Here is a 19,352-nt window from a genome sequence, read left to right as displayed (position 1 = left end):
GCACGTGCCAGTGCACGCCCCACCCATCCAATGACGGTGTCTAGTGTTCAGATGGCAATGAAGCCCACGACCACCAGCGCAATCAGGGCGAACTTGGTCACCTTGTAGGCCGTGCGGTTCCACGTCTTGAACGCCTTGCGCTTCTGGTCGATGACCCAGTGCGCGTGCGTCAGCCGGTTGATGGCGCCGGTTTGGTCGCCGCCGTCGTTGGGCGAACTGGCCGCCGACATCACCACGCGCCCGAACCAGCGGTTGAACGCTTCGGCCCAACGCCATTTCAGCGGACGCTCGACGTCGCAGAACAGGATGATGCGGTTCTGCTCCGAGTGGTTGTAGGCCTCGTGCACGTAGGTTTCGTCGAACACCACGCTTTCGCCATCACGCCAGCTATAGGATTCGCCATCGACGATGATGTGGCAGCGGTCATCGTTGGGCGTCACCAGGCCCAGGTGGTAGCGCAGCGATCCGGCAAACGGGTCGCGGTGAGGATTCAACTGGCCGCCGGGGGGCAGTTCGGCGAACATCGCGGCCTTGACCTTGGGCAGCGTCTTCAGAATGGCGACCGTCTTGGGGCAGAGTTCTTCGGCGGAGGGGTGGCGGGCGTCATACCACTTCAGGTAGAACCGCTTCCAGCCATATTTGAAGAAAGAATTGAAGCCGATGTCGTTATGGGCGTCGGCGGCTCGGATCCGCTGCATTTCCGCCATTTGAACGGCTTCTTCGCGGATCGTCTCCCAGTTGTCGTCCAGGACCTTGAGTTCGGCGATTTCGCTGGTCGTCAGGTAGGGGGTGGACGGCACCCGCGAGGCCAACACCATGAAGGCGTTGACGGGGGCCAGCAATACGGAGTGGTCCAGCAGTTGCCGGCCCAGCGGCAGTTTGACTCGGCCTCGGAAGTGCGCAAACAGGATGGCGGCCAGCCAGATCCCGGGTATTAACCATTTCATACGTAAACGTCGTCCTGCGACAGATGGGTCAGATCGACCCTGTATTGTTACACAACGTCCCTGAAGTTCGCCTTAAGGTCCCCTTCAGCTTCCGTGCGGCGCCGATTTCGAAATTACGGACGCAGGGGCTTGGACCGTGATCCCTGGGTACAATTCCCGCTATGTCCGAAGCCGTAACAAACCCGACCCCCTTTGTGCATCTGCGTGTCCACTCCGAGTTTTCGGTGGTGGACGGCATTGTGCGCATTCCCGACCTGATCAAGCGCGTGGCCAAGCTGGGCCAGCCCGCCGTGGCGCTGACCGACCTGTCCAACCTTTTCGGCCTGATCAAGTTCTACAAAGGCGCACGCGGCGCGGGGGTCAAACCCATTGCCGGCTGTGACGTCTGGTTGAGCAATGATGACGACCCGTCCAAGCCTTTCCGCTTGTTGTTGCTGGTGCGCAACCATCAGGGCTATCTGAACCTGTGCGAACTGCTGTCCAAGGCGTTCCTGACGAACCAGGGCAAGGGCCGCGCGGAGGTCCGCCGGGAATGGCTGCAAGGCCAGCAAGGCCTGATCGCGCTGTCGGGCGGCCGCATGGGCGACGTGGGCCAGGCCTTGGACGCCGGCAACGCGGTGTCGGCGCTGGCGTTGGCGCGCCAATGGGCGCATCTGTTCCCAGGCAGCTACTACATTGAATTGCAGCGCGCCGGCATGGACGGCGACGAAGCCTACACGCAGGCGGCCATGCGGCTGGCGGGCGAAGCCGGCTTGCCGGTCGTGGCCACGCACCCCGTCCAGTTCCTGGACGAATACGAATTCCAGGCGCACGAGGCCCGCGTCTGCATCGCCGAAGGCGAAATCCTGGCCAACCCGCGCCGCGTGCGCCGCTTCACGAAAGAGCAGTACCTGCTCAGTTCCGAGGAAATGGCGCGCCGCTTCGCCGACGTGCCCTCGGCGCTGGCCAACACGGTTGAAATCGCCAAGCGCTGCAACCTGAGCCTGGTGCTGGGCAAGCCGCGCCTGCCCAACTTCCCCACGCCCGACGGCGTAACGCTGGACGACTACCTGGTCCAGTTGTCGGAAGAGGGCCTGGAAAAGCGCATGGCGTTCCTGTTCCCGGACGATGCTGAACGCGAATCCAAGCGCGAGCAGTACTACGAGCGCCTGCGCTGGGAATGCAAGACCATCATCCAGATGGGCTTCCCGGGCTACTTCCTGATCGTTCAAGACTTCATCAACTGGGGCAAGAACAACGGCGTGCCCGTCGGCCCGGGCCGGGGCTCGGGCGCGGGATCGCTGGTGGCCTACGCGCTGGGCATCACCGACCTGGACCCCATCCGCTATGACTTGCTGTTCGAGCGCTTCCTGAACCCGGAACGGGTCTCCATGCCCGACTTCGATATCGACTTCTGTCAGGACAACCGCGAACGGGTCATCGACTACGTCAAGGAAAAGTACGGCCGCGCCGCCGTGAGCCAGATCGCCACCTTCGGTACGCTGGGCGCCAAGGCCGTGGTGCGCGACGCCGGCCGCGTGCTGGACATGCCCTATATGTTCTGCGACGGCTTGTCCAAGCTGATCCCGTTCAACCCGATGGACCCGTGGTCGCTGGAACGCACCCTGAAGGACGAACCCGCCTTCAAGGACCGCTACGAACAGGAAGAAGAAGTGCGCGCGCTGGTCGACCTGGCCAAGCCGCTGGAAGGCCTGACCCGCAACATCGGCATGCACGCGGGCGGCGTGCTCATCGCGCCCGGCAAGCTGACGGATTTCTGCCCGCTGTATTGTCAGCCCGGCCAGGAAAACAGCGCGGTGTCGCAGTTCGACAAGGACGACGTCGAAGCCGCGGGCCTGGTCAAGTTCGACTTCCTGGGCCTGCGCAACCTGACCATCCTGGACTGGGCCGTGCGCTACGTGCGCCAGTTCAACGAGGACAAGCGCGACTTCGACGTCATGGCGCTTGAACTGGACGACCCGGCCGCCTACAAGATCTTGTGCGACGCCAACACCACCGCCGTGTTCCAGTTGGAATCGCGCGGCATGAAAGAGCTGCTGAAGAAGCTGCGGCCGAACACGTTCGAAGACATCATCGCCATGCTGGCCCTGTATCGTCCGGGGCCGCTGGAATCCGGCATGGTGGATGATTTCGTCAACCGCAAGCACGGCCGCGCCGCGGTGGACTATTTCCACAACGACCTGGAAAGCACGCTGAAAAGCACCTACGGGGTCATCGTCTACCAAGAACAGGTGATGCTGATCTCGCAGATCATCGGGGGCTATTCGCTGGGCGGCGCCGACCTTTTGCGCCGCGCCATGGGCAAGAAAAAGCCCGAGGAAATGGCCAAGCACCGCGAATTGTTCGAACAGGGCGCCAAGGAAAAGGGCCACGACCCGGACCTGGCGGTCAAGCTGTTCGACCTGATGGAAAAGTTCGCTGGCTACGGCTTCAACAAGTCGCACTCGGCCGCCTACGCGCTGATTTCGTACCAGACCGCCTGGCTCAAGGCCTATCACCCCACCGAATTCCTGGCCGCCACCATGTCGTCCGATATGGACGACACGGACAAGGTGCAGATTTTCTGCCGCGACGCCCAGGACAACGGCGTTGAAGTGCTGCCGCCCGATGTCAATTTTTCGGGCTACCGCTTTGAGCCGGTCAAAGACAAGTACACCGAAAAAGGCAAGCCGCCGCGCACCATGCGTTATGGCCTGGGCGCCGTCAAGGGCACGGGGCAGGGCGCGGTCGAAGACATTCTGCGCGCCCGCAAGGAAGGCGGCCCGTTCCTGAACCTGTTCGACTTCTGCCGCCGCGTGGGCAAGCAGGCGGTGAACCGCCGCACCATCGAAGCGCTGATCAAGGCCGGCGCGTTCGACACCATCGAACCCAACCGCGCCGCGATGCTGGCGTCGGTGCCCACCGCGATGGAAGCGGCGGAACAGGCCGCGCGCAGCGCCAACCAGGCTTCGCTGTTCGGTGACGACAGCGGCGACGTCGTGGCGGGCGAACTGGCCAAGGTGGCGCCGTGGGACCTGCACAAGAAGTTGACGGAAGAAAAATCCGCGCTGGGCTACTACTACAGCGGCCACTTGTTCGACGCCTGGCGCGACGAAGTGCGCCGCATCGTGCCGATGCAGTTGGCGCGCGTGGAACCGCAGCGCGATCTGCAATGGATGTGCGGCGTGCTGGCCAGCGTGCGCGTCATGATGACGCGGCGGGGCAAGATGGTGTTTGCCGTGCTGGATGACGGCACCGCGCAGGTCGAGATCTCGGTGTTCAACGAGCTCTACGAAAAGCATCGCAACCGCTTGCGCGAAGACCAACTGGTCATCGTGCAGGGCAAGGTCAGCAATGATGACTACTCCGGCGGCATGCGCATCGTGGCCGAACAGCTGTACGACCTGCAACTGGCCCGCGAAGCGCGCGCCAAGTCGCTGCGCGTCAAGCTCAATGGCTCGGCCGATGCCGCCCGCTTGCGCCAGATGCTGAACCCGTTCCGCGCCGAACCCGAGAACGGCATTCCGGGCGTGCCCGTCGATATCGTCTACACCAAGAACAATTTCAATTGCACTGTGCGCTTGGGCGAAGAGTGGCGCGTACGCATGGCCGACACGCTGCTGGAAAACCTGAATGCCTGGACCAAACCCGATGGGGTTGAGGTGACCTATTGATGCGAAGCCTGCGTATCGTCCATTCTGAAGCAGCCACCAGTTTCGGGGGCCAAGAGGGGCGGATCTTCAAGGAAATGACGGCCATGCGTGCGCGAGGCCACCACGTTGAAGCCATCGTCCAATCGCGGGCCTTGCTGGTCGAACGCCTGACGGACGCCGGATTCACGGTGCACAAGGTCGACATGGACGGCCCGGTGAATTACTTCAAGGGCGTGGCCGCCGTCCGCCGGATATTGCGGGAAGGGCGCTTTGATGTGCTCAACACGCATAGCCGGCGCGACACGGTCATCGCGGGCATGAGCGGCCGTTTGGCCGGCACGCCGCTGATCGTGCGAACGCGCCACCTGTCGAACAAGGTTGGTTCGATGTGGTCGTACACCTGGCTGCCGCATCGTGTCACGGCTGTCAGCGAGCATGTGCGCAAGTACCTGATTCAGCGTGGCGTGCCCACCAACAAAGTGGCCACGGTCTATTCGCCGATCGTGCTGCCGGCGCCCGTCGAACGCTCGACTTTGCGCGACGAACTCGGCCTGGCCGATGACGATATCGTCGTGGGTTGTGTGGCCGTCATGCGTGCCACCAAGGGCCACAAGGACCTGATCGACGCGATGGTGCCGCTGATGGCAAGCCGGCCGAAGCTGCACCTGGTGTTTGTGGGGGGCGGCTCGCCGGTCTTCGAGCAAACGCAGGAATATGTGGCCAAGCTGGGGCTGCAACATCGCATCCACTTGATGGGCATGCGCCGCGATGTGCCCAATCTGTTGTCGGGGTTCGACGTGTTTGCGCTGGCCACGCAGCAAGAGGCGTCGGGCACGGTCTATGTTGAAGCCCAGGCTAGTGGCCTGCCGGTGGTGGGCACCGACGTGGGCGGCGTATCCGAAATGTTCCGCAACGGCGACACGGGCATCCTGGTGCCGCCGAAGAACCCCCAGGCGCTGACCGATGCGCTGCAACGCCTGATCGACGACCCGGCGCTGCGCCGCCGGATGGGCGAAGCCGGCCGCAAGATGGTCTGGGAAGAAGCCGTGTTTTCGCCTGCGCGTCTTGCCGAAACCACCGAAGCCATCTATCTGAAGTGGTTGGCGGAACGCGCCGCATGAACGCGCCCAACGTCCCCGTGCTGATGTACCACCATGTCACCCCCGCGGGCGGCATGATCGCGGCGACGCCCGATGTCTTCGACGCCCAGCTTGCGCGTCTGGCGCGCGCGGGCTACCAGTCGTTGACGGCCGCCCAGTTCGCCGGCTACCTGGCCGGCCAGCCGGTGCCCGAGCGTTCCGTGCTGATCACCTTCGACGACGGCTACCTGAATAACTGGGTGCACGCGCACCCAGCCCTGGCGCGCCATGGCATGCGCGCCGTGCTGTTCACCATCACCGGCTGGATCGGCGACGGGCCGGTGCGGCCGCACGCGGGGCAGGGCGGCGTGCTGCCGGCCACGCCCGCCCACGACGCCTGCAAGCAGTTGGTGGCGTCGGGCCGCAGCGACGAGGCCATGCTGCGCTGGAGCGAGATCGAGGCCATGCAGGCCGCGGGCACCTTCGAATTCCATTCGCACACGCACACCCACACCCGCTGGGACAAGGTCTGCGGCAATGACGCGGACGCCAAGCGCGCGCACATCGCGCAGGAACTGCACGATTCCCGCCAGGCCCTGGTGCAGCGCCTGGGTTCGGTCAGCGACCACCTCTGCTGGCCGCAGGGCTACTTCGACGCCGACTACGTGGCGGCCGCCCGGCAAGCCGGTTTTGCGCACCTGTACACGACCGATCCCTTCGGCCAGAACACGCCCGGCGCGGACCCCGAACACATCTATCGTTTCGCCGTGCGCAATCAGGGCGGAAGCTGGCTCAACCGGCGCATCTGGTTGTCGCGCGACCCCTTCTGGGGGCCTCGCTACCATGCCTGGAAAGCCTGGAAAAAGCGTCTTAGGAATCGCGGATGAAGCTATCAGTCATCATCATCACCAAGAACGAAGCGGCGAACATCGCCGCCTGCCTGAAGTCCGTATCCTTCGCCGACGAATTCATCGTGGTGGATTCGGGCAGCACCGACGGCACCGTCGAATTGGCCCAGGCCTTGGGTGCGCGCGTTGAAGTCACGGCCGATTGGCCGGGTTTCGGCCCGCAGAAAAATCGCGCGTTGGATCTGGCGACGGGCGACTGGGTGTTGTCCATCGACGCCGACGAGCGCGTCACGCCCGAACTGGCGCGTGAAATCCAGGACGTCCTGGCCAACCCGCGCGCCGACGCGTACGAGATCGCCCGCCTGTCGAATTTCTGCGGCAAGGACATCCGCCACAGCGGCTGGTGGCCCGACTACGTGCTGCGCTTGTTCAAGCGCGGCACGGCGCGTTTCACCGATGCCGCCGTGCATGAGCGGGTGGTGCCCACCCAAGGCCAGCCGCTGAAATTGCAGGGCTATTTCAACCACTATCCCTACGACAACCTGGACGCGCTGATCAACAAGGTCAACCGCTATTCCTCGGACGCGGCGGCCATGATGTACGCCAAGGGGCGCCGCACGTCGGTGTTTGGCGCGCTGGGCCATGGGTTCTGGACGTTTGTGCGTATCTACCTGATCCGGCGCGGGTTTCTCGATGGCAGGCATGGCCTGGTGTTGGCCGTGACCGCCGCCGCGGGCAGTTTTTTCCGCTATTCCAAGCTGATGTTCCTGGCCGAGAAGCACAAGTGAAGATCCTCTACACGAACTTCCACGGCGGCAATGGCGGGGGGCACGTCACCTACATCATCAACCTGGCCCGCGCCCTGTCGCCCCACCACGACATCACCGTGGCCGCGCCGGCCACCAGCCGGCTGCACCGCTATGCGCGCGCGATTCCCGGCGTGACAGTGGTCGACATGCGCTATACGACGCGCCCGTCATCCTGGTTCAAGGACCGCGCCCAGCTCAGCCGCCTGATCAAGACCGGCGGCTTTGACATCATCCACGCCAACGGCTCGGCCGACCACAAGCAAGTGATGCTGGCCACGCTGGGCATGGCGCGGCGCCCGCGCATTGTGTTCACCAAGCACAACGATCATCCGCTTTCCAGCTTTGGCCACAAGCTGCGGGTAGCGTTGGCCACCGACCACGGCATTGCGGTCAGCGATTACATCCACGGCCTGATGCAGCGTTCGCCGTACCGCAAGCGCCCCATCACCACTATCCGCCACGGCATCGATACCAACTTCTTCGCGCCGCCACCGCCGGAAAGCCTGGACAAGCTGCGCGCGCTGATCTTTGGCGCGGATTGGCCGGGCAAGCTGCTGCTGGGCAGCGCGGGCGGCACCGACTTCGACAAGGGCTGGCTGGACCTGGTGGCCGCCGTGGCGGCCCTGCCGCCCGCGGACAAGGCGCGCGTGCTGCTGATGGTGGCGGGTGACCCGCCCTCCGAGGCCAAGCTGGCGCGCGTGCGCGAGCTGGGCATGATCGATCAGGTTCGCTTTCCCGGGCTGCTTGATGATGTGCGCGCCTCACTCGCGTCCTGTCACGCGGGCTTCGTGCTGTCGTACCGTGAAGCCCTGTCGTTTGCCTGCCGCGAGATCATGGCCCTGGGCTTGCCGGCGCTGGTGACTAACGCAGGGGGGCTGCCCGAAAACGTGACGGACGGCGTGGACGGCTGGATTGTGCCCGTGCGCGACGTGGCCGCCATGACGGACAAACTGCGTTTCATGCTGGACCACCCCGACGCGGTTCGCGAGATGGGCGCGCGTGCGCGTGAAACCAGCTTGCGCGACTTCAATCTTGAGCGTTTCGCGGCCGCCACATTGGATGTCTACCAGCGTACGCTGGATGGACGCCGGGCTCTATAATCCCGCCTTATGTCTATTCCAATTCTCATGTACCACCAGATCGGCGAACCCAATCCCAAGGGCACGCCGTTTCGTGGGCTGACCGTGCACCCCGACAGCTTTGCCCGGCAGATGCGCTGGATGCGCCGGCTGGGCTATCGCGGCCTGTCGATGCGCGACGTCATGCCGTATGTGCGTGGCGAACGGCAAGGCAAGGTATTCGGCATTACTTTCGACGACGGCTATCGCAACGTGCATCACAACGCGATGCCTGTGCTGAGCGAATTGGGATTCACCGCCACCAACTATTTCGTTGCGCGCCAATTCGACGGCGGCAACGTCTGGGACTCGCATAAAGGCATTCCGTTTTCCGCCTTGATGACGGTGGGCGAAATGCGCGAATGGGCGCAGGCCGGCAACGAAGTCGGCTCGCATACGCTGGACCACGTCCATTTGCCCGAAATGTCGCCCGACGAAGCGCGTCGCCAGATCGTGGAATCCAAGAACGAACTGGAACAGGCGCTGGGCGGGCCGGTTACCGCCTTTTGTTATCCCTACGGCGATCACGGCCCGGAGCATCGCGCCATGGCGCGCGAAGCGGGCTATGACAACGCCACGCTCACGCAGCGCGGCCTGGCCGCCGCGTCCGACGATCCCTTCGGCCTGCCTCGGGTGACGGTGGCGCGTTCCACCAACATCATCCGATTCCTGCAGAAGTGCCTGACCCGGTATGAAGACACCCGCCGGCGCCGTTGAGCGGCGGCTCCGCATCGCGTTGCTGGTGGACCGCTTCGGTAACCGCTTCGGCGGCGCCGAAGCCTACGGCGTGGAGCTGATGCGGGTGCTGGGCCAGCGCCACGACGTGTCGGTCGTTGCGCGTGACTTCGATAGCGACCTGCCGTTTAGCTTCCTGCCCGTGCGCTTTCCCGCTTGGCTGCCAAGCTGGATGCGCGTGCTGTATTTCGCCTGGCGCGCCGACCGGCTGACACGCGGCCGCTTCGACATCGTGCATTCGCACATGAACGGCTGGGCGGGCGAAATCCAGGTCATGCACGTGACGCCGGTGCGCTACAACCGCGTTGCGCGCGTCAACCTGCTACAGCGCATCAATTCGTGGCTGAGTCCGCGCCTGGCAACCTATCTGCTGCTGGAAAAATTGCGCGTGCGGCGTGCGCCTGCTCGGCGCGTCGTGGCCGTGTCCGGCTTGATCATGGACCAGTTGCATCGCAGCTATGGCCCCGAGTTGCAGGTGGATATCATCGCGCCGGGGGTCAAACTGCCTTCGGCCGACGTGGCCACAAGGCGTAATGCGATCCGTGCCCGCCTGGGATGGGATGCTGGCACAATCGGCTGCCTGCTGGTGGCTCGCAACCCGCTGCGCAAAGGGCTGCCCGCGCTGCTGGATGCCCTGGCGCAACTGCCCGCCCATTACAAGCTGCTGGTCGTGGGCGCTGCCCCCCCCCCCCGCGACCGGGTCCGCGCGGCGGACGGCGTGGCGCACCGCGTCACGCTGGTCGACCCGACGCCGGACGTCGCCCCGTATTTCAGCGCGGCGGATATCTACGCGCACCCCACGCTGAATGACAGCTACGGCATGGCGCCGCTGGAAGCGATGTCGCACGGCCTGCCGGTGGTGGTCAGTTCGCCCGCCTACTGCGGCTTTGCGCAGTATCTGTCGGCGGGCAAAGACGCGCTGATCCTGCAAGACCCGCGCGATGGCGCCCAACTGGCCCAGGCGCTGGAGCGGCTGGGGTCCGAGCCGGAACTGCGGGCGGCGCTGATCGCGCGAGGCCTGGAGATTGCCCGCGATCAAAGCTGGGAAACGGTGGCTTCAAGGTACGAAGCGCTGTATGAAAAGGTGCTTCAAGCGCGGCAGGGCGGGTAAGCGGGTTATAGAGTGGCCCGCCCCAGCCGGGTTATCGAGTGACCCGCCCCAGCCGCGCCGGCCTCAATGCGCCGGCGCCGTCGCGCGCTCTAAATCGCCCAGCCACTGGATCGCATGTTCCCGGTTTGGGCCACACATCTCTTGCTGGGGTTGCAGGCCGCCGCAGAAGGCCGGGCGGGAAGGCTGGCCGAAGATGGCGCAGCGCATGTCGGGAAGCAGTTGGATACAGGGCACGCCCGCGGGCTTGCCTTGCGGCATGCCCGGAATAGGCTGGGTGATGGACGGGGCGATGCAGCAGGCGCCGCAACCCGCCCGGCAATCCAGCGCCACGGCCGTCAGGCTCATACCCATCCGCGCAGCCAGTAGACGAACAGCCCGGCGTATTCCTTGATGATGGAGCGGCTGGCGTCAAACGTACGCTGGTCGGGCAGCCAAAGCGGCAGTGAGCCGTCAGCAGGCGCCACGATCTGCGGCGGGGCCGGCGCGGCGATGGCTTCCATGCCTTGCTTGGAAAAGGCCGCCATCGCGCGCGGCATGTGCAGCGCGGAGGTCACCAGCAGCACTTTGCTGATGCCGCGCGCCTTGAGCTTGTCTTCGGTCAAGGCCGCATTTTCATAGGTCGTGCGGCTGGAGTTTTCCAGGATCAGCGCGCTTTCTGGCACCCCTTGCTGGCGGATGGAGTGCGCCATGCCACGGGCCTCGGACACATCGCCTTCCAGAGCTCCACCCGATAGCAGCACCTTGGGCGCGCGTCCGGCCAGGTAGAGCTGGGCCGCCGTGTCGATGCGGACGACGGCGGTCTCTTTGTCATAAGGCAGGAACCAGTTGGCGCGGCCATTGGCGGTATTGCCGCCCAGCACCACGATGGCGTCGGCCGTGGGTGAATCCGCGGGCGGCAGGTGTGGATAGCGGGTTTCCAGCGCGCCGCCCAACCACAGGGACGTCACCGGTAGCGACCACGCCAAGGCCCAGAGCAGGCCGGCGGCGATGAGGGCGCCGCCCGTCTTGCGCAACCTGAACAGGCCCAACACCAGGCCAATAACGACCAAAGTCACGCACAAGTTGAAAGGAATGATCAGATTTGCGAGATAGCTGGAAAAGGTCATGTGAAAACAGTCCTGATTACTTCGTCCCGTCCAGCAGGGTGGTCGCCTGCTGTTCAACTTCTTCGACGGACGGCCATGCGTGTTCGGATCCGACGCAGACGGCCCGAGGTGACCACGGGCCGGTCCGACCCGGTCGGGTCACGCCAAACAGCGCCAGTTCGCGGGCCGATGCCGCCGCGGCAACGTGGGACACCCCGGAATCGTTGCACACCACCAACGCCGCCCGTGCCGTCAGCGCGGCAAACGCGCCCAGCGGCAAGGGAGGTAGCAATTGCGCCGTGGGTGCATTGCGCCGCGCCTCGTCGGTTTCGGCCGGAGGGGGGCACATTACCACGGTATGGCCGCGGGCCTGCAAGGCGCGCGTCAGTGTATCGAATCCTGGCCAGACCTTGATCTTGCCCTTGTGCAGCCCGGTGGCGGTGGGGGCAATCAGCACAAAACGCTGCGCGCTCAGCCCGGCCGCCCGCAGCGCCTGGTCGGCGGCATCCTGGTGCGCCGCCGTCAGCGGCAGATCAAGCGTGGGCCCCGGTTGCGCCGGGCCGCTGGGCAGGCCCCAGCGGGTCAGGGCCTGGCGGGTCAGATGATGCCAGGACTGCACGGCGTGCAAGGTCTCGGCGGGTTTGGCCACGGGCCAGCGCAGCAGGAAGCTGCGGCCGTCGTCCCGATAACCGGCGCACGGCAGACCCGCCAGCCGGAAAACCAGTGCGCTGGACAACGAGTCCGGCAGCAACAGGCCTCGGGCACGGCGGCCCAGCGCGCCCAGGCCGCGGCGGTGGGCGCTGACGGCGGCCCGATCGGGGCCGACCTTGCCGCGCATGGGGACGAAATCGTGCTTGGGGACCCCGTCCAACAGGTCGCGGGCCCAGGGCCTTGCGCAGATCACCAGGGGCAGGCCGCTGGCTTCCAACGCCCGCAGGCTGGGCAGGCTCATGCAAACATCGCCCACCCAATTGGGTAACCGGACGTAGATACAGCGGATATCGGACATGGATGGGTGGAGAGGCAAATTAGTCTTATTAGGGGTAGGGCGGCTCAGCGCGGCGGCGCGTAGCCAGTACAATCCTGGGCACAATTGTATAAAAGCGAGTGCTCCCTTTGAATTCTGCCGCACGCAACACACCCGCGGATTCCACTCCCGTCAAGTCCGAACTCTGGAACCGGATCTACAGCCGGGTGGGCGCCTATTGGAAGGGCTTGTTGCTGGCCGTCCTGCTGATGGCGGGCGCGGCGGCAACGCAACCCGTTCTGGCCGTCATTATGAAGCCCTTGCTGGACGGCGGCTTTTCCGGGGCCAAACCCTATTATGTCTGGGCCTTGCCGTTGGCGGTGGTCGGCCTGATTCTGCTGCGCGGCATCTGCAATTTCTTCAGCGACTACTTGCTGGCCTGGGTGGCCAACAACGTCCTGCTGGGCATGCGCCGCGACATGTTCGAGCGCCTGCTGGGCTTGCCCGATGAGGACTTCAAGCGCGGCGACACCGGTCGCCTGCTCAACCGCTTCACCATCGACGCCGGCAACGTCACCGGCTACGCCACCGACGTCATCACGGTGTTGGTACGCGAAACCCTGGTCGTCATCGCGCTGATCTGCGTGCTGCTTTATATGTCATGGGTGCTGACGCTGATCATCCTGATCATGCTGCCCGTGTCGGTGCTGATCTCGCGCTTTTTCATCAAGCGCCTGCGTCGCATCAACCGCGACACCGTCAACATGAACGCCGAGCTGACCCGCGTGGTCGGTGAAGGCATTGACGGCCAGCGCGTCATCAAGCTGTTCGACGGCTATGAAGTCGAACGCGGCCGCTTCGATTTCGTCAGCCGCCGCTTGCGCCGGTTCGCCATGCGTACCGCCACGGCGGACGCGGCCCTGACGCCATTGACCCAGGTCTGCATCTCGATTTCGGTGGGCGCGGTCATTGCCGTCGCGCTAAGCCAAGCCAATAGCGGGTCGTTGACGGTGGGCAGCTTCGCCTCGTTCATGGCCGCGCTGGCGCAAATTTTCGACCCCATCAAGCGCCTGACCAACGTGGCCGCCCGCATGCAGAAAATGCTGGTGTCGGCGGAAAGCGTATTCACGTTGATCGACCAGAAGCCCGAGATCGACACCGGCACCAAGGAACTGGCCGAACCCGTGCGCGGCAAGGTGGAATTCCGCAGTGTCAAACATCGCTTTCCCGACGCCGACCGCGATACCGTCAACGACATTTCCTTCACGGTGGAGCCAGGCCAGACGGTTGCCCTGGTAGGCCGATCAGGCAGCGGCAAGACCACGCTGGTCAACATGCTGCCGCGCTTTGTGCTGGCCGATAGCGGAACCATCCTGGTGGACGACATGCCCATCAACGACCTCACGCTGCGCAGCCTGCGTTCGCATTTGTCCCTGGTCAGCCAGGACGTGGTGCTGTTCGACGACACCATCGCGGCCAACGTGGGCTACGGCGCGCTGGGCAAGTCCAGCGAACAGAAGGTGCGCGACGCCCTGGCGGCGGCCAACCTGCTGGAATTCGTGGAAGGCTTGCCGCAAGGCATCAATACCCAGGTGGGCGAGAATGCCGCCCGCCTGTCGGGGGGGCAACGCCAACGCTTGGCGATCGCGCGCGCGCTGATCAAGAACGCGCCCATCCTGATTCTGGACGAAGCCACCTCCGCCCTGGACAACGAGTCCGAGCGCCAGGTGCAGGCTTCACTGGAACGCTTGATGAAAGGCCGCACCACGCTGGTCATCGCCCACCGCCTGTCCACGGTCCAGAACGCCGACCGCATCATCGTGCTGGATGCCGGCAAGATCGTCGAACAGGGCCCCCACTCCGAGCTGCTGGCCGCCAATGGCCTGTACGCTTCGTTGTACAAAATGCAGTTCCGCGACGACTGATCCTGAACGCCATTGGCTTTTGCCGCATCCAGGGCGCCAGGCCCGCCGTGTAACCAGGAGCGCCCTATGGCTCTGCCTATGGAAGGCAATCAACTCGTCAACGTGGTCGTGCTATTGGGTGCGGCGGTAATCGCCGTTCCCATCTTCAAGCGCCTGGGGCTGGGGTCGGTGTTGGGCTACCTGGCGGCCGGCTTGGCGATTGGCCCATTCGGCATCGGCTTCTTTTCCGATCCCAAATCCATCTTGCACGTCGCCGAGCTCGGCGTCGTCATGTTCCTCTTCATCATCGGGCTGGAAATGCAGCCGTCGCGGCTGTGGAAGCTGCGGGGAGAAATCTTCGGGCTGGGCCTGGCGCAGGTGGCGGTCTGCGGTGGGCTGTTGACGGTAGTCGGCCTGTTGGCGGGCCTGTCGGGGCCGGCGGCCTTCATGGCGGCGATGGGGTTTGTGTTGTCGTCCACGGCCATCGTGATGCAAATCCTGGGCGAACGCGACGACAGCACCAGCGCGCAAGGCCAGCGGATTGTCTCCATCCTGCTGCTGGAAGACCTGGCCATCGTGCCCTTGCTGGCCCTGGTCGCCTTGCTGGCGCCCGCGGGCGGCGGCGCCGAACAGGGCAACCCGTGGATGCAGTCGGCCATTGCCGTGGGATGCATCCTGGCCTTGCTGGCTGCCGGGCGCTGGTTGCTGAACCCCTTGTTTCGCTTGCTGGCCGCCGCGCACGCTCGCGAGGTCATGACTGCCGCCGCACTGCTGGTGGTGCTGGGGGCGGCCTTGCTGATGGAACTGGGCGGCCTGTCCATGGCCATGGGGGCATTCCTGGCCGGCGTGCTGTTGTCTGAATCCACCTTCCGCCATCAGTTGGAAGCCGAAGTCGAGCCGTTTCGCGGGATATTGCTGGGCCTGTTTTTCCTGGGCGTGGGTATGTCGCTGGACGTGTCGGCGGTGGTTCGCGAATGGCCCTTGATTCTGGCGGCAGTGGTCGCGTTCATGCTCGTGAAGGCAGTGGGTGTGTATGCGGTGGCGCGCTTGCTGCGCGCCTCGCATGCCGAAGCCGTGACGCGGGCCGCGTTGCTGGTGCAGGGCGGCGAATTCGCTTTCGTGCTTTATGGCGCGGCGGCCACGGCGGGCATTTTCGACGCACACACGGGCGCCGTCCTGACGGCTGTCGTCATTATCTCCATGGCGCTGACTCCCTTGTGCGTGCTGTCGCTGCGGTGGCTCCTGCCCAAACCCGAGCAATCGATGGACGGCGTGGATGTCGCCCAGGATCTGGACGGATGCGCCCTGATCGTCGGGTTCGGCCGTTTCGGCCAGATCGTCAGCCAAGCGATGCTGGCCCGGGGCTTGACGGTGTCTATCCTGGATACCGATACCGACGCCATCCGGGCCGCCGCCAAATGGGGCGTGAAGGTGTACTACGGCGACGGCACCCGCATCGACATGCTGCGCACGGCAGGCGCCGAACATGCCTGCGCCATCCTGATCTGTATCGACGACCCCCAGGCCGTGAACCACATGGTCAAGCTGATCAAGTCTGAATTCCCGCTGGTCCGGGTCGTTGTGCGGGCCTATGACCGGATTCATTCGCTGGCGCTCGCCAAGGAAGGGGTCGATTATCAAATCCGGGAAACCTTGGAGTCCGCCCTGCTGTTCGGCGGAGCCGCGTTGCGCGCCATTGGCGTGCCCGCGGACGAAGCGGAAGAGGTGGTAGAGGACGTGCGCCGGCGCGACGCCGAGCGTTTCGACCTGGAAGTCGCCGGCGGGCTGTTTGCCGGCCGCTCACTCATGTACGGCAATATGACCGGTCCGGCAGACGGTAAAAACGACAAACCCGACCGCGAAGCCGCCCCGGCTGATCCGACCCCGCTCGTGTAACGCTGTATATCTCTATATTTGCATTACTTTACGTATCATTTCACGCGCGGAATCAACGGACTGCGGTAGATTGGATCGCACTGACCCTTCGTCCATGAAGGGCTTTTGCCAGGGGGCTGCCATGCTGCATTCGGACCGGAGTTTCACGACACCGCACGCTGTAGGAGTTGAGCTTGCCCGACGCCAGGCTTTGGCGTTGCGGTGCGGTTTTTCAGCTGACGTCATGCGCCAGTTGCTGCCCCAGGCGGGCAGCGCGGCCCCTGCCTGGGCAATCAGCGCCCAGCGCGAAACGGACAAGGTTCGGGGCGTGCGCGCCTTTCCTTTCCGCATCGGCGCCACGGCAGCGCCTTAGCCGCCTCGCCGGGCCGGCGCGCCCGGCATGCCAACGGATCGTCCACGCTTTGCATTCCCGGTATCTTCCCGTGCGCGCGCGCAACCTTGCGCCGCGCGCCAGGCAGCGGCATTATCTCGCTGGATACCATCCGGATGTAAGCCCCGACACCCCGAACGGCATCGCCAAGGAGCGCCGGTTTGACGTCTCGCAGGTTTGTGCATCGCGCCCTGTACGCGCTGGCCGGACTCGTGGCCATCGGAATCTGTCTGGCGGCGGTCGCATTACTTTGGATCGATCGCCAGGCGACCTGGGTAGCGGCCCACAAGTCAGCACGTAATATCACCGGGGTGCTGGCGGCCGATATCGGCCGCACGCTTCATGTCTACGATTTATCCCTGCAAGGCGTGGTGGAGCGGCTGCGCGAGCCGGGCATCGACCATGTCAATCGCCCCACGCTGCAACGCTTTCTTTTCGACCGCTCGTCCACGGCGGGATACCTGGGTTCCATCCTGGTATTGGATGAGGCGGGAAACATTCGATATGACTCGACCTCGATCGATCCTCCGGCCGTAAATTTTTCCGAACGCGATTTTTTCCAGGTCCATCGCGACGCGCCTGATGTCGGCCTATACGTCAGCCGCCCCTATGTCAGCGTGCTGCGCCCGGGTGATGAAAGCATCGCGATCAGTCGCCGCATCTCTCATCCGGACGGCAGCTTTGCCGGCGTGGTCAACGGCTCGTTGCGGCTGGCTTATTTCCGCGATCGCTTCGCCGAACTTTCGATCGGCAAGCACGACGCGATCACGATCTACCGCAATGATGGCGTGGTAATCGCGCGCATTCCGTATTCGGTGGACGACTTTCAGCGCAACGCCGAGGGCTCGCTGGCGTTCCAGCAATTCCTGATCCGCCGCGAGAGCACGTTCGTGGGCGCATGGGCGTCTGATGGCTTCAACCGCCTTCACACCTTTGACAGCATCGATAGGACGCCGCTGGTGATTGACGTGGCGCAGGACGTCGACGACGTGCTGGCGCCGTGGGTGCGGCGCGCGGTATTGGTAGTGCCGGTTACCTTGGCGCTGTTCTTGTCGGTGATGGCGCAGATCGTGCTTTTCCGACGCGAAATGCGCTTGCGCGAGGCCTTTGAACAGCAACTGGAAGCGCGCGCGCAAACGGATGGATTGACCGGTATTGCCAACCGGCGCACCTTCGACGAGGCGCTCGAACGCGAGTGGGCGGCGGCGGCACGGGAGGCCACGCCGCTTTCGCTACTGTTCCTGGATGCGGACCACTTCAAACGCTACAACGACCGCTATGGCCACCAAGAGGGCGACGAACTGTTGAAGTTGCTGGCCCAGACGCTGATGCAAAAGGCCCGACGCCCGCGCGACTTGGCGGCGCGTTATGGCGGCGAAGAGTTCGTTGTGTTGTTGCCTGGCACCGATAACCGGCAGGCAACGGCCATCGCCGAAGCCATACGCAGCGCCATCGAGGCGCTGAGTGTCCCGCATGAAGGGAACGACGGTGGCGTCGTCACGGTCAGCATCGGAGTTTCCACTGCGGTGCCTAGCGCGGACCAGGCTTCGTCGCGCTTGGTCGAGGCTGCCGATGGCGCGGTCTATCGGGCCAAGAAAGCCGGGCGCAACCAAGTCGCCGCGGCGTGATGGCGCAGGCTTATCGGCCCAGCATCAAGGCCTGCATGCGCGTCTGCGCCTGCTGCATGTTTTTCGCCTGATCATTCAGGTCTTGCAGCAGCTTATTCAGCTCGGCCTGCACGGCGGGGTCCTTCACCTTGATGATCGCGCCCGAGATTTCAATCTGCGCCTTGTGGGCTTCAACGTAGTCGGCAACCTTCAAGCCGCTGTCAAAGGTGGCGTTCAGTTCCGGCAGCACGTCGCGCAAGGTATCGGCGGGCAGGCTCACCGTCTTTTCGTAGGCCTTGTCGTACACCGCCTTCAGGTCTGCGGGCTGCTTGAGCTGCGCATGCGCGGCGTCGGCCTTGGCTTGCTGTTCTTTCAAGGCCACGCCCATGTCAGTCAGCGACTGTTGAACGCTCCTCAGGTCGTCGCGCCGCGTCACGATGTCGTTCAAAGAACGCATCGAGCCTTTCTGCACGATGCTAGACAAAGGCTTGATCGATGCTTCCATGCCGGCGTTGAAGTCGGTGATCACAGCGTAGTGCGACGTGTAATCGCCAAACGACTTCGCTTCCTCATCCGTCAGCTTCGGCACGCGCACGCCGGGCTTGTCGACGATGCGGGTCTGCAAGTACTGCGTAAACGCGGCACGTTGCTCGGGCTCCTTGTCGCCGCAAGCGGCCAGCACCAGCGGCAACGCCGCAACCAGCAGCAGGAACGGACGGAATAGGGACTTCATTGCATGAACCTCCGAAAGCATGAAAAAGGGCGCTTCAGGGTAAACCCTGTTAAAGCGCCCGCGAGCTTATCGGCTACTTTTCCCTACCGCCATTCGTTTCAAACTTGTTTTCAAACGAATCGTTAAGACACACAATCTGCGCACATTGAAGTAAATGCCCGCTGATTATCTGTTAAGCGCGCGAGGCATCAGACCAAAATGATGTCGTATTGCTCTGGGGTAAAAGGCGAGGCCCTTTATTCATGCGGGTTGGCGGGGCGTTCTTGTTATTGATTTTGCCCCTGGCTACCCATTTAGCTACCCACTTGCTGGGTGCTGCCCTCATCGGTGGGTTCAGCGTCCGGTGCCGACATGCGCGCCAGCATAGCATTCACCGACTCGGCCGTAATGCCGACTGCGCGGGTCTTGCCGATGTTGCGCTTGACCAGCTCGCCGCGACTGCACATGCGATAGATGGTCGCCACCGACAGGCCCAGGGCCTCGGTAGCTTCGTGCACTCTATATATAAGCT

General features: G+C 64.1%; 17 protein-coding genes. 11 read left to right on the top strand and 6 right to left on the bottom strand.

Annotation, left to right across the window (positions count from 1 at the left end):
* Positions 1–47 precede the first annotated feature (47 nt).
* A complete protein-coding gene (gene lpxO / locus ACE04A_RS11895) occupies positions 48–947 on the bottom strand; it encodes a lipid A hydroxylase LpxO (protein WP_100857002.1) in 900 nt (299 codons plus the stop codon).
* Between the two features lie 161 nt (positions 948–1,108).
* Here lpxO and dnaE point away from each other — a divergent pair, with 161 nt between their 5' ends.
* Genes dnaE through ACE04A_RS11860 form a run of 7 tightly spaced genes read left to right on the top strand, consistent with a single transcriptional unit; the run spans position 1,109 to position 10,279 of the window.
* A complete protein-coding gene (gene dnaE, locus ACE04A_RS11890; protein WP_279996969.1) occupies positions 1,109–4,600 on the top strand; it encodes a DNA polymerase III subunit alpha in 3,492 nt (1,163 codons plus the stop codon).
* Entirely contained in the window at positions 4,600–5,700 is a 1,101-nt protein-coding gene (locus ACE04A_RS11885; protein ID WP_259251554.1) for a glycosyltransferase family 4 protein, read from the top strand. Before dnaE ends, ACE04A_RS11885 begins: the two co-directional genes overlap by 1 nt.
* Positions 5,697–6,545 carry a polysaccharide deacetylase family protein gene (locus tag ACE04A_RS11880; protein WP_485820143.1) on the top strand — a complete coding sequence of 283 codons (849 nt, stop codon included), beginning with the start codon at positions 5,697–5,699 and terminating at the stop codon, positions 6,543–6,545. The genes ACE04A_RS11885 and ACE04A_RS11880 overlap by 4 nt, the downstream gene beginning before the upstream one ends.
* On the top strand, positions 6,542–7,294 hold the full coding sequence (locus tag ACE04A_RS11875) for a glycosyltransferase family 2 protein (RefSeq protein WP_259251552.1): 753 nt from the start codon (positions 6,542–6,544) through the stop codon (positions 7,292–7,294). Before ACE04A_RS11880 ends, ACE04A_RS11875 begins: the two co-directional genes overlap by 4 nt.
* The gene (locus ACE04A_RS11870; protein WP_279996972.1) at positions 7,291–8,415 is read left to right on the top strand and encodes a glycosyltransferase; all 1,125 of its coding nucleotides are present in this window, start codon (positions 7,291–7,293) and stop codon (positions 8,413–8,415) included. Before ACE04A_RS11875 ends, ACE04A_RS11870 begins: the two co-directional genes overlap by 4 nt.
* 9 nt (positions 8,416–8,424) lie before the next feature.
* Positions 8,425–9,150: a polysaccharide deacetylase family protein gene (locus ACE04A_RS11865; RefSeq protein ID WP_259251550.1), complete on the top strand. Its 726-nt coding sequence runs from the start codon at positions 8,425–8,427 to the stop codon at positions 9,148–9,150.
* Positions 9,125–10,279, top strand: coding sequence for a glycosyltransferase family 4 protein (locus ACE04A_RS11860; RefSeq protein WP_485820142.1), 1,155 nt, complete (start codon positions 9,125–9,127; stop codon positions 10,277–10,279). Before ACE04A_RS11865 ends, ACE04A_RS11860 begins: the two co-directional genes overlap by 26 nt.
* A gap of 63 nt (positions 10,280–10,342) precedes the next feature.
* Here ACE04A_RS11860 and ACE04A_RS11855 read toward each other — a convergent pair whose 3' ends face one another.
* The 3 genes from ACE04A_RS11855 to ACE04A_RS11845 are packed head-to-tail and all read right to left on the bottom strand — an operon-like array spanning position 10,343 to position 12,373.
* The gene (locus ACE04A_RS11855; RefSeq protein WP_448715608.1) at positions 10,343–10,624 is read right to left on the bottom strand and encodes a YkgJ family cysteine cluster protein; all 282 of its coding nucleotides are present in this window, start codon (positions 10,622–10,624) and stop codon (positions 10,343–10,345) included.
* Positions 10,621–11,385: a YdcF family protein gene (locus ACE04A_RS11850; protein ID WP_259251546.1), complete on the bottom strand. Its 765-nt coding sequence runs from the start codon at positions 11,383–11,385 to the stop codon at positions 10,621–10,623. Before ACE04A_RS11850 ends, ACE04A_RS11855 begins: the two co-directional genes overlap by 4 nt.
* A gap of 16 nt (positions 11,386–11,401) precedes the next feature.
* The gene (locus tag ACE04A_RS11845) at positions 11,402–12,373 is read right to left on the bottom strand and encodes a glycosyltransferase family 9 protein (protein ID WP_448715607.1); all 972 of its coding nucleotides are present in this window, start codon (positions 12,371–12,373) and stop codon (positions 11,402–11,404) included.
* A 107-nt stretch (positions 12,374–12,480) separates the two neighbouring features.
* On the opposite strand from ACE04A_RS11845, the gene msbA reads away from it, so the two are divergent.
* From msbA to ACE04A_RS11825, 4 genes are all read left to right on the top strand, one after another.
* Positions 12,481–14,256: a lipid A export permease/ATP-binding protein MsbA gene (msbA, locus tag ACE04A_RS11840; protein ID WP_279996977.1), complete on the top strand. Its 1,776-nt coding sequence runs from the start codon at positions 12,481–12,483 to the stop codon at positions 14,254–14,256.
* 66 nt (positions 14,257–14,322) lie between these two features.
* Positions 14,323–16,131 (top strand): monovalent cation:proton antiporter-2 (CPA2) family protein, encoded by a 1,809-nt coding sequence (locus ACE04A_RS11835; RefSeq protein ID WP_448715605.1) that lies wholly within the window; start codon positions 14,323–14,325, stop codon positions 16,129–16,131.
* A gap of 223 nt (positions 16,132–16,354) precedes the next feature.
* Complete coding sequence (locus ACE04A_RS11830; RefSeq protein ID WP_448715603.1) at positions 16,355–16,483, top strand: hypothetical protein; 129 nt, start codon at positions 16,355–16,357, stop codon at positions 16,481–16,483.
* 230 nt (positions 16,484–16,713) lie between these two features.
* Positions 16,714–18,129 (top strand): sensor domain-containing diguanylate cyclase, encoded by a 1,416-nt coding sequence (locus ACE04A_RS11825; RefSeq protein ID WP_448715602.1) that lies wholly within the window; start codon positions 16,714–16,716, stop codon positions 18,127–18,129.
* A gap of 10 nt (positions 18,130–18,139) precedes the next feature.
* On the opposite strand, the gene ACE04A_RS11820 is transcribed toward ACE04A_RS11825, so the two are convergent.
* On the bottom strand, positions 18,140–18,841 hold the full coding sequence (locus ACE04A_RS11820; RefSeq protein ID WP_448715601.1) for a DUF3053 domain-containing protein: 702 nt from the start codon (positions 18,839–18,841) through the stop codon (positions 18,140–18,142).
* A 293-nt stretch (positions 18,842–19,134) separates the two neighbouring features.
* The gene (locus tag ACE04A_RS11815; protein WP_448715600.1) at positions 19,135–19,338 is read right to left on the bottom strand and encodes a helix-turn-helix domain-containing protein; all 204 of its coding nucleotides are present in this window, start codon (positions 19,336–19,338) and stop codon (positions 19,135–19,137) included.
* Positions 19,339–19,352: the final 14 nt, after the last annotated feature.

Source organism: Achromobacter colocynthidis, from assembly GCF_057334535.1.
Note: the sequence above shows the minus strand (reverse complement) of the source record. Positions and strands in the feature narration are given on the sequence as shown.